A 9536-nucleotide genomic window follows, 5' to 3' on the forward strand; every position below is an offset into this window, starting at 1 on the left:
TTTAGCTTACCAACAGTTATTTTACACTAAGGATAGTAATTTAATGAGTTTTATCTGATGAAGGCGGTTCATAAAAATTCAATCTAATAATTTAGAGCGCACCCTCTCGTCTAAAGTGTATATTAAGTTGAAAATTAAGTTTAGCCGTTAACTAAAATAGCTAAGACCATAATTTTTTCAATAGAAGGTCTTTAACACTGTTTGACAAATGATATCATCTGGTCATTCCATTAAACAAACCTTATTTCCTAATATAAGATAAACACCCAGCCTAACGCGCGCAAACTATCTCTTTCCCCTCAAAAAAGTCGGCATCAACATGAGGACGGAAACAGTTTGATTCATTAGGCTTTCTTTCCCTTCACAAAAAAGTCGGCTCAATCACTTGGATAGTGGAAACATCATACTGTGCGCTTGCTTCTCACAAAAAAAAGCAGGCATCAATAGTAAAAATTAAAGAATTTTCACTATTTGCCTACTCTCGCAAATTAATATAATGTTGTATAAGATTGATTCCTACTGGATAAATTAGCGACCATTTTGACTGCTTAAAACACGCTCATTATCTGTTAAGAACAATTGTTGCATACGATGAAAAGCTGATAATTTGTTAAGTCTTTCGTACAAGACAAAAGCCGCTATCGCTCCCATTACACAAGCGCCCATAAAACGTGGTGTGTAAATTAACCAGTGTAAATCTGTTTTGACTCCGGTAAACCAAACCATAACCGGATAACTTAATAATGATCCTACGACGCCTGTGCCGATAAATTCACCTAGCGCTGCTGCCCAGAAATTACGTGTCTTCCAATAACCTAATCCTGCAAATAATGCTCCAAAAACAGCGCCAGTTAAAGCTAATGGCGGAATTCCCATCATTAACATACGAATAATACCACAGATTAAAGCCATTAAAAAGGTATATAAAGGGCTCATAAAACTGGCTGCGATAATATTAATCACACTCGACATCGGTGCCATCCCTTCAATTCGTAAAATTGGTGATAACACCACGTCTAAGGCAATCATCAGTGATAAAATCATTAGCTTTTGAGTTTGTTTATGTGTATTTATTTGAATCATTCCCTCTCATTATGGATTATTATTTTTCGTATCGGGTTTCCCAATCTTCACCGTCATAGCACATCGTCCAGAATTGATATTCATAGTAAGACGTTTTAATAATGATTTCTTCTAGACGTTTTAAGGTTGCTTCTGGTAAATCTTTAGCCATCTCGTCCATTAAATTTTTCATATCAGTAGCTAAAGTTTGGAATTCTTCGCCCGCATACATTTCGATCCATTGTTGGTAAGGATTGTTTTCAGGACTTTGTTTCGCTAATGCTTCGCCGACATAAGCGTATGACCAAGCACAAGTTAATAAGGCCGTTACCGCATATTCTGCGCCACCCGCTTGGGCATGATTTAACATATAAGAAGTATAGGCTGTATTGGTTGGCCACATTTTTGTTTGTAATAATTCTGCTTCACTAATCCCAAATTGAGCTGAAAATTGACGGTGTAATTCCATCTCCATCTCTAAAGTCCCAAATAATGCTTTTGAAAAACTACGCATCATCGATAAATCGGTCGACTTGGCTACGCCTAGAGCCATTAATTTTGAATACTCAACTAAATAAACATAATCTTGCGTTAACCAACGTTGAAATTTCTCTTTAGCCAGCGTACCTTCTCCTAATCCCTTTACAAATGGGTGTTCTAAATACGATGCCCAAATCGATTCAACTTTTGGATACACACGTTCAGTAAATTTTGTCATGACGTTATTCCTCCTTATATTTTAGGAACAAAAAAATACCCACCTTTAAAGATAAAGTGTGCGCATTAAATCGGGTGCAGTCCAACAAAAATTAAACTAGCTGATTAAATTAAGCACACTTCCCTACGTCAGTATTAACTGAATCAGGTTCAAAGGGTCAATTTCTCTCTCAGCATTTTCATGCTCCCCTAGTGTCACTAATAGACTAGCAAATTAATCTTGGATTGTAAAGGGGGATATGCTTAATTAAATAATGGTCCACTCCCTACCACTATGTCATGAATCAAAGACCAATAAAATCGACATTCTATCTCCATCGCCTGTCTGGTCCACTTAGCGTCGTAATGAAACTTGCTAATTTTGGGCATTAATAAACAGAATTGTTAACTTTTTATTACAGCTAGTACTCAGTAACCTGGCTTATATTACTTTTTTATAAACCATGAATCAAATCCTTTGTTCAACTTATCTGCTTGACATTGACTATCACTTGATTTATTCTAATAGACAGATAGAGTTTCTTTGTGAAATCAAAGGGTCTCTTTTAACAATTGAATCCATTTATTTTAAACTAGGGGAGCCAATGCGCTGAGAGTAGGTTTCTGAAATGTTCCTTGACCCTTGACCTGATGTAGTTAGTACTACCGTAGGGATGTTTACAATTTTGTTTTACTGTACACATTTTGATCAGTCAAGACTCAGTATGCTTTGGGCCGGTTTCCTAGAAACGGGTCTTTTTTTTGAGCAAATGGATAGAAAGGAGTCTTGGATGATTGAAATAAAAAACGTCTCATTTACCTACCCCGACTTTAAAGGCGAGAAGACATTACAAAATGTCAACCTCAACTTTCCTAAAGGTGAATTTATTTCGCTAATCGGTAAAAGCGGCAGTGGTAAGAGTACGCTATTTAAATTACTGACTACGCAATTTCAACCCGATGCGGGCCAAATTCTCTTTGATGGACGACCGATTCAATTAGGTGATGTCGGTTATATGCCACAAAAAGATTTGTTACTTCCTTGGGCGACGATTTTGGAAAATGTTAGACTCAGTGGCAAACTTGATAAGCAACATCCTGTTTCGAAAGAAAAAGCGTTAGAGTGGTTGGATAAGGCGGGTTTAAAAGATTATGCCTATTCTCTACCGAAAGATCTATCAGGTGGAATGCGTCAGCGCGCTGCTTTCGTACGGACGATTTTGGCCAATAAGCCAGTACTACTGCTCGATGAACCTTTTGGAGCATTAGACAGTTTTACGCAATACGAAATGCAACAATGGTTACTATCACTGTGGCAAGAATTAAATAAAACAATTATTTTTATTACGCATAATATCGATGAAGCTGTACTTTTAAGTAATCGTGTCTATTTATTACAAAACTGGCATAATGGCGACGATACCCAAATCAAAGAGTGGCACATTGATTTGCCACGTCCACGACCGAAAGACATTCGTTATCATGCTCAATTTATTGAGTATAAAAAAGCTTTGGAGGTGGCCGTCCATGAATAAACTACGACAGTTAATTCAACGTTACTGGCCTTTCCTATCTGTTTCAGCTGTTCTATTAGTCATTATCGAATGGGCGGTTGCTAGAGAATGGGTACCAAAGTTTATCATTCCGAGACCAAGTGATGTGATTAAGACCCTCTTTACCCAAGCACCACAACTATGGACGCACACTCAAGCAACTTTATTAGAAGTCATCGTAGGCGTAGCCTTTTCAATCGGACTTGGTTTATTGATTGGTATTCTACTCTATTATTCTGATTTTATCGAGCGGGCATTTTATCCTTTTGTCCTGATTTCGCAAACGATCCCGACCATCGCCTTGTCCCCCATCTTTGTACTGTGGTTTGGTTATAGTTTATGGACCAAAGTAGCGATTATCTTTTTGATTACCTTTTTCCCCGTCGTGGTGAGTGTCTTCGATGGCTTAAAACGAACGGATGAAGAGTATCTCGAATTATTCAGAGTGATGGGTGCGTCAAAATGGCAAATGTTTAGCCAATTACAATGGAAATTCGCGCTACCGTCCATCTACTCGGGTTTAAAAATGTCCGTTGTCTATTCTTTAATCGGGGCAGTCATTGGAGAATGGCTTGGTGGCTCTGAAGGGTTAGGTTATTATATCCGTCGGATGTCCAGTAGTATTAAATCTGAAGGTGTGTTTGCCGGTATTTTGGTACTATCCTTAATTGGTATTCTATTATTTAACCTCGTCGGATTATTAGAAAATCGTTCATTAAAATATTTATATACAGAAAAGAGGAAATAAAAATGAAAAAATTAGTTGTCAGATTCTTAAGTTTATTAATGGCCTTAACGGTGTTACCATGGATGCCGCAATCAGTACAAGCCGAAGAAAAGATGGATTTATCCTTAATGTTAGACTGGTATCCAAATGCGAACCATGTTCCAATCTATGTGGCGATTAAAGAAGGTTATTTTGAAGAAGAAGGATTAAACTTAACGATTAATATGCCTGCTGAAGCAGATGATCCAATTAAATTAGCCGGTGCTGGTCAAACGGATATTGCGGTGAGTTATCCAGCGGTATTAATGCAAGCAGTAGCTGAAGGTATTCCAGCGAAAGCCATCGGTTCATTAGTACAACAACGTTTAGATGCTGTCATGTACAAAAAAGAGTCTGGTATTACGACTCCAAAAGATTTAGAAGGTAAAAAAGTAGGTTACTCAGCGACCACTATTTCTGAAAATATTATTGAAGCGATGATGGAACATGACGGTGCAAGTTATGACAAAGCGGAAATGGTTAATGTTGGATGGGACTTAATCCCCGCTTTAGCAACAGATAAAGTCGATGCATTAATTGGCGCTTATACTAATCACGAATTATTAATGTTACAAAAAGAAGGTTATGACGTTGATTACTTTGACTTCACAGAGTTTGGAGTGCCAGATTCCGATGAATTAATCTTCGTAGCGGGCAATGACACCATCGAAGCCAAAAAACCGGAACTACAAGCGTTTATGCGTGCATTGAAAAAAGGGTTTGATAAAGCATTAGAAGATCCTGAAGCAGCGATTGAAACGATTTTTGAAAATGAAGATAATGCTTATGTATTAGATAAAGAAATCGAATTTCAATCTTGGGCATTATTACAACATTACATGGTAAGTAAAGATGACTTTGGTAACTTAGTTGTTGATGACTATGTAGCCTTTGCTAAGTTCTTATCTGATAAAGGTTCAATTGCTAAAGAATTAACAGCTGAAGAGTTAGTGGATGATTTAAGTAAATAATCAAGATGAATGGAGGGTCAGTAGCAAACAGAAAATCAGTGGTTTTCAAATTAGCTACCCCCTCCTATCTTTTATAATAGAAAGTTGGATAAGTTATGAATGAGCAAATGACGTTTTATCTCGATCAAATCGTCAAACAAAACCCTTTAATCAATTGTTTAACTAATAAAGTAACCACCAATTTCCAGGCCAATGCCCTATTAGCTATAGGTGCTTCCCCGATTATGACCGATGAACCGGATGCCAGTCCCTTAGTATCGGCTCAATCTCAAGCGATTGTCATTAATATCGGATCTCCATTTAATCAAGATAAAATGGAGGCGATTGAGCTTTCCATAAAAGCGGCTAATGACAAACAAATTCCGGTTATCATCGATCCGGTAGGGGTAGCGGCACTTTCCAATCGGCTTGCCTATGTTGAACATTTATTAAGTGAATACGATATCGCCGCTGTTTGCGGTAATTATTCCGAAATTGCTGCCTTAGCTGGAGCGAAAAGTAATGGTAAAGGCGTGGATGGTGGTCATCCTGAAGGTGAAATGACCGATCATTTACTAAAAGTAGCCAACCTTTATCAAACAGTGGTGGTGGCTACTGGCAAAACTGATTATATCGCTAATCAAACGGCTGTCTATACCCATCAATATGGCGATGCTTTACTCGGTTATGTAACCGGCACTGGTTGTGTCGCGACGACCATCGTCGCCGCTTTTATCAGTCAAGCGCCTACGCCAGCTGACTATTTAACGGCAGCCACTTTAGCGACCGGATTTTATGCTTGGTGTGGAGGCCGTGCCGTTCAAGTGACTACCGGACCTGGTGATTTACCGATTCATTTATTAAACCAATTATATGAACACTCGGTCAAAGCAAATGATAAAAAAACATATGATAACGAATTAACAAACCTAGTAATTAAACAAGAAAGGATGTCAAACAATGACTAATACACATTACCCAGTGGTCATGACCATTGCCGGTTCAGACAGTGGCGGTGGTGCTGGGATTCAAGCGGATTTAAAAACTTTTATGTCTTTAGAAACCTTTGGTACTTCTGCTTTAACGGCCGTAACGGTGCAAAATTCTTTAGGGGTTCACGGCATTCAACCAATGGATTTAGAGATTATTAGTGGCCAAATTAATCATGTCGCGAGTGACTTCGAAATTCAAGCCGTCAAAACCGGTATGTTACATGATAGTCAAGTGATTCAAACAGTGGCTGAAGCCATTAAACAAAACAAACTGCAAACGCGCTTAGTGATCGATCCGGTAATGATTGCGAAAGGTGGTGCCTCTTTATTATTAGAAGAAGCTCAAAATACTTTACGCACACAGTTATTACCATTAGGAAAAGTAATTACTCCTAATATTCCAGAGGCGGAAGTTTTATCGGGCATTGCGATTACTAATGATCAAGAACGCCAACAAGCAGCTGAAAAATTATTAACCTTCGGTGTCGAAGCAGTCATCATTAAAGGCGGTCATCGTTATTCAAAAGATAATTTAGCTGAAGATTATTTCCTCAATCAACATGGCAAGACCTTCACCTTAACCAGTCCTCGTATTGAGACACCGCATACCCATGGTACCGGATGTACGTTTTCAGCGGCTATTACGGCATTTTTAGCAAAAGGATTATCGGTTGAAGAAGCAGTCTATCATGCAAAAGCCTATATTCACGCTGCTATTAGTCACACGCTCGGTATCGGACACGGTCATGGCCCAACCAACCATTGGGCTTATGCAAAAGATCCACAAGCCGCATTGCAAGAGGTCACGATTCATGAATAGATGTCAATGGAGTACATTAAAAAAAGCGCCACAACAAGACGCTTTCCCTATTTATTTTATTTTAGGTACGCAACAATTTCCACAATTAGAAAAAGCCGCACAAATTGAAAAGTTTATGGCCGTGCTAACAGAAGCTTGCCAACATGGCATTCGTTATTTTCAATTCCGTGATAAAGATGGGTCCATTCTAACGGATATAGAGCGATTGGACCTAGCACAAAAAGCACAAGCCATCTGTCAACAATACAATGTCATTTTTTTCATTAATGATGATGTTGAAATGGCCATTCAACTTCAAGCTGATGGCTTACATATCGGTCAAACAGATCCACAAGCACAAAAAGTACGCGACTTAATTGGTGATAATATGCTATTAGGCGTGTCTGCTCACACTGTTGAACAAGTGCAACAAGCGATTGCTGACGGTGCCGATTATGTTGGCTGTGGACCGATTTTTACTACACAATCAAAAGTAAATGTCCGCCCGGCCATTGGTCCTGAATTATTCAGCCAATTACAAGCCGTTAATCCTGATTTTCCGGTTTTTGCGATTGGCGGAATACATTTAGATAATGTCGCACAAGTTCAACAAATGAATCCTGATGCGATTTGCGTTATTTCCGAAATTAGCGCATCCAACGACATTAAGATGGCCATTCAACAATTGAGCCACGCTTAAATCCCTTTAATTATACTTATTCCTTTTATAAACCTTTGGCATTTTTAACCAGTGAATACTTTCCACACAACTTTTATTTGCCATTCATTGTTCCCGAATAAAATGCCAACAAATATAACCTAGCAGACAACGGATAGTCAAGGCTGACTTCTCATTGAAGTCAGGTCCGGATTATCAGTCACTGCTAGGTTTTTTGTTACACACTGGAACGCATTAATTATTTACCTAAATGTTCAATCGTCATGACATCGGGAATTTCATCAACATCTATTGCGCCAGTTTTAATAAAATCAGCTAATACCCCACGGAATTGACGTCCATAATAATCAACTGATTCTTTCGTCATCCCTAAAAGAATTGGCGATTGCGGGTGATTATTGCCAAAAGCTAAACTCAAATCAATCGTATGGCTAGCTCCTAAGAGATGTCCTTCTCCCCAATGCATTAAATAATAATACATCGCTCTTTGCGAATTGGCATAACGTTGCGCAAAAGATTCCGCACCGTCTATAAAAATATCGTGTGACAATGTTTTTAATTTCTGTTCGATCAAGCGTTTAATGCCAGGTAAACTGCCCGCTAATTTTAAATAACTATCTTCGCCAATAAAAGCCGCCGCTTCACGTGTTGTGACCCCAATTAACACATCTAAGCGTTGCGTAGCTTTTGTCCAAGCAGCTTCAGCCTCTTCCCTCGTTGGTAATGGATAAACGCCATAATGTGGTGCAAAGAACATGTTTTTGGCATAACCTTCTTCGTCTATATTGGCTATCATTTGATCTTGTTTCGCTAGTATTTCTTCAAGCGTCGCGTCGATTGGCAATTGGTTATAAGCAGCTAACATTTGACGATTCATTTCATTACGATCATCCATCGTCGCAAAAGGTGAACTGGCGATTATCACTTTTTGGAACAGTTCTTGTGTTCCTTGTGCAATCATTAAATATTGGACTGCATTGGCACCAGCCGATTCGCCGTAAAGCGTCATTTGTTGGTTATCGCCACCAAAATAGCCTATGTTACGATGAATCCATTTTAAAGCTTCTATTTGGTCTAATAATCCTAAATTAGCGAAATGCCCGTCACGGTCTCTTAAATAACCTAAAACGCCCAGACGATAACTAATACTCACCACAATTATGCGATGTTCCGATACTAGTAATTGCGGGTCATAAGATTTTATATCAATACCCCCATTTCCATAACCACCACCATGAATCCATACTAACACTGGAAGTTTCTCATTTGGTTGAATATCTTTTGGCAATGTAATCGATAAATACTGTCCAAATTCATCTTGAGGAATCGCATCATATTGGACTCCACCATAGAACTCCTCAAATCCCGAGCGATTTTGTACACTTAAAGGAGCGGGGGTCATCATGTCAAAGCCCCCTTCAGGATAGGTATACATTTCAGGGGCGCCGTAACGTTCTGAAATGGCATAACGAATTCCTTGAACGCGCAGAACCGTTTCATCTTCCCATCCTCTAAACGTGCCATTATCAGTCTGCCACTGTAGTTTTTGACGACTATTTTGACTGTTGATTAAATCTCTCATAGTCGGTTGAATCCGATAAGTACCTAATGGTAGTCGCTTTGCTAAATCGACTTTTTTATAAGTCCAAGCAGCTAATCCAAGTGCTCCAAAACTACTTAAGCCACCTAAGATAAATTTTTGGTATGTTTTCATATAATAGTCTCCCTCGATAAAAATTAATTGTCTCAATGTAAATTTATCATATCAAAATCCAGTTCGACTGACTAGCCTTAGGCGTTCATTAAAGCTATCACGCTCCGGGTAAACTCACCTACATTAGATGATCAAAAAGCTATCACGTTCTGAGTCAATGGACTAGCATCAGATTATAAAAAACGGACAAAATCCGACAAACTAACTAGTATTAGCTTATCAAAACACTATGATGCTGCCGCTCCAACGCACCGGAATCAGTCGTGAAAGATGAACAAAATCCGACAAACTAGCTAGTATTAGCTTATCAAAACGCTATGATGCT

At 38.7% G+C, this 9536-nt stretch carries 9 protein-coding genes and 2 riboswitches; of the genes, 6 read left to right on the plus strand and 3 right to left on the minus strand.

Annotated features, from left to right (window positions below; translation table 11 throughout):
* Positions 1-528 precede the first annotated feature (528 nt).
* Positions 529-1083, minus strand: a complete 555-nt coding sequence (gene thiW, locus HMPREF2811_RS05475; protein WP_071408447.1) for an energy coupling factor transporter S component ThiW — start codon at positions 1081-1083, stop codon at positions 529-531.
* Between the two features lie 19 nt (positions 1084-1102).
* Positions 1103-1780 carry a thiaminase II gene (gene tenA, locus HMPREF2811_RS05480; RefSeq protein ID WP_071408448.1) on the minus strand — a complete coding sequence of 226 codons (678 nt, stop codon included), beginning with the start codon at positions 1778-1780 and terminating at the stop codon, positions 1103-1105.
* A 103-nt stretch (positions 1781-1883) separates the two neighbouring features.
* Positions 1884-1980, minus strand: a riboswitch (TPP riboswitch).
* 363 nt (positions 1981-2343) lie between these two features.
* Positions 2344-2450, plus strand: a riboswitch (TPP riboswitch).
* 99 nt (positions 2451-2549) lie between these two features.
* Here tenA and HMPREF2811_RS05485 point away from each other — a divergent pair.
* The 6 genes from HMPREF2811_RS05485 to thiE all read left to right on the plus strand — a co-directional run bounded on the left by HMPREF2811_RS05485 (position 2550) and on the right by thiE (position 7518).
* Positions 2550-3293 (plus strand): ABC transporter ATP-binding protein, encoded by a 744-nt coding sequence (locus HMPREF2811_RS05485; protein WP_071408449.1) that lies wholly within the window; start codon positions 2550-2552, stop codon positions 3291-3293.
* Complete coding sequence (locus HMPREF2811_RS05490) at positions 3286-4059, plus strand: ABC transporter permease (protein WP_071408450.1); 774 nt, start codon at positions 3286-3288, stop codon at positions 4057-4059. The genes HMPREF2811_RS05485 and HMPREF2811_RS05490 overlap by 8 nt, the downstream gene beginning before the upstream one ends.
* A gap of 2 nt (positions 4060-4061) precedes the next feature.
* Positions 4062-5048, plus strand: a complete 987-nt coding sequence (locus HMPREF2811_RS05495; RefSeq protein WP_071408451.1) for an ABC transporter substrate-binding protein — start codon at positions 4062-4064, stop codon at positions 5046-5048.
* A gap of 95 nt (positions 5049-5143) precedes the next feature.
* Entirely contained in the window at positions 5144-5995 is an 852-nt protein-coding gene (thiM, locus tag HMPREF2811_RS05500; RefSeq protein ID WP_071408452.1) for a hydroxyethylthiazole kinase, read from the plus strand.
* On the plus strand, positions 5988-6839 hold the full coding sequence (gene thiD, locus HMPREF2811_RS05505; protein WP_141749265.1) for a bifunctional hydroxymethylpyrimidine kinase/phosphomethylpyrimidine kinase: 852 nt from the start codon (positions 5988-5990) through the stop codon (positions 6837-6839). Before thiM ends, thiD begins: the two co-directional genes overlap by 8 nt.
* A complete protein-coding gene (gene thiE / locus HMPREF2811_RS05510; RefSeq protein ID WP_071408453.1) occupies positions 6832-7518 on the plus strand; it encodes a thiamine phosphate synthase in 687 nt (228 codons plus the stop codon). The genes thiD and thiE overlap by 8 nt, the downstream gene beginning before the upstream one ends.
* A 217-nt stretch (positions 7519-7735) precedes the next feature.
* Here thiE and HMPREF2811_RS05515 read toward each other — a convergent pair whose 3' ends face one another.
* Positions 7736-9211: a carboxylesterase family protein gene (locus HMPREF2811_RS05515; protein WP_071408454.1), complete on the minus strand. Its 1476-nt coding sequence runs from the start codon at positions 9209-9211 to the stop codon at positions 7736-7738.
* Positions 9212-9536 lie beyond the last annotated feature (325 nt).

The organism is Globicatella sp. HMSC072A10 (genome assembly GCF_001811625.1).
GTDB lineage: Bacteria > Bacillota > Bacilli > Lactobacillales > Aerococcaceae > Globicatella > Globicatella sanguinis.

What these genes read in the sequence shown, in the direction of transcription:
- thiE (WP_071408453.1), top strand. Translation starts at nt 6,832, where the DNA reads ATGAATAGATGTCAATGGAGTACATTAAAAAAAGCGCCACAACAAGAC.
- thiW (WP_071408447.1), bottom strand. Translation starts at nt 1,083, where the DNA reads ATGATTCAAATAAATACACATAAACAAACTCAAAAGCTAATGATTTTA.
- HMPREF2811_RS05515 (WP_071408454.1), bottom strand. Translation starts at nt 9,211, where the DNA reads ATGAAAACATACCAAAAATTTATCTTAGGTGGCTTAAGTAGTTTTGGA.
- thiM (WP_071408452.1), top strand. Translation starts at nt 5,144, where the DNA reads ATGAATGAGCAAATGACGTTTTATCTCGATCAAATCGTCAAACAAAAC.
- HMPREF2811_RS05495 (WP_071408451.1), top strand. Translation starts at nt 4,062, where the DNA reads ATGAAAAAATTAGTTGTCAGATTCTTAAGTTTATTAATGGCCTTAACG.
- HMPREF2811_RS05485 (WP_071408449.1), top strand. Translation starts at nt 2,550, where the DNA reads ATGATTGAAATAAAAAACGTCTCATTTACCTACCCCGACTTTAAAGGC.
- thiD (WP_141749265.1), top strand. Translation starts at nt 5,988, where the DNA reads ATGACTAATACACATTACCCAGTGGTCATGACCATTGCCGGTTCAGAC.
- HMPREF2811_RS05490 (WP_071408450.1), top strand. Translation starts at nt 3,286, where the DNA reads ATGAATAAACTACGACAGTTAATTCAACGTTACTGGCCTTTCCTATCT.
- tenA (WP_071408448.1), bottom strand. Translation starts at nt 1,780, where the DNA reads ATGACAAAATTTACTGAACGTGTGTATCCAAAAGTTGAATCGATTTGG.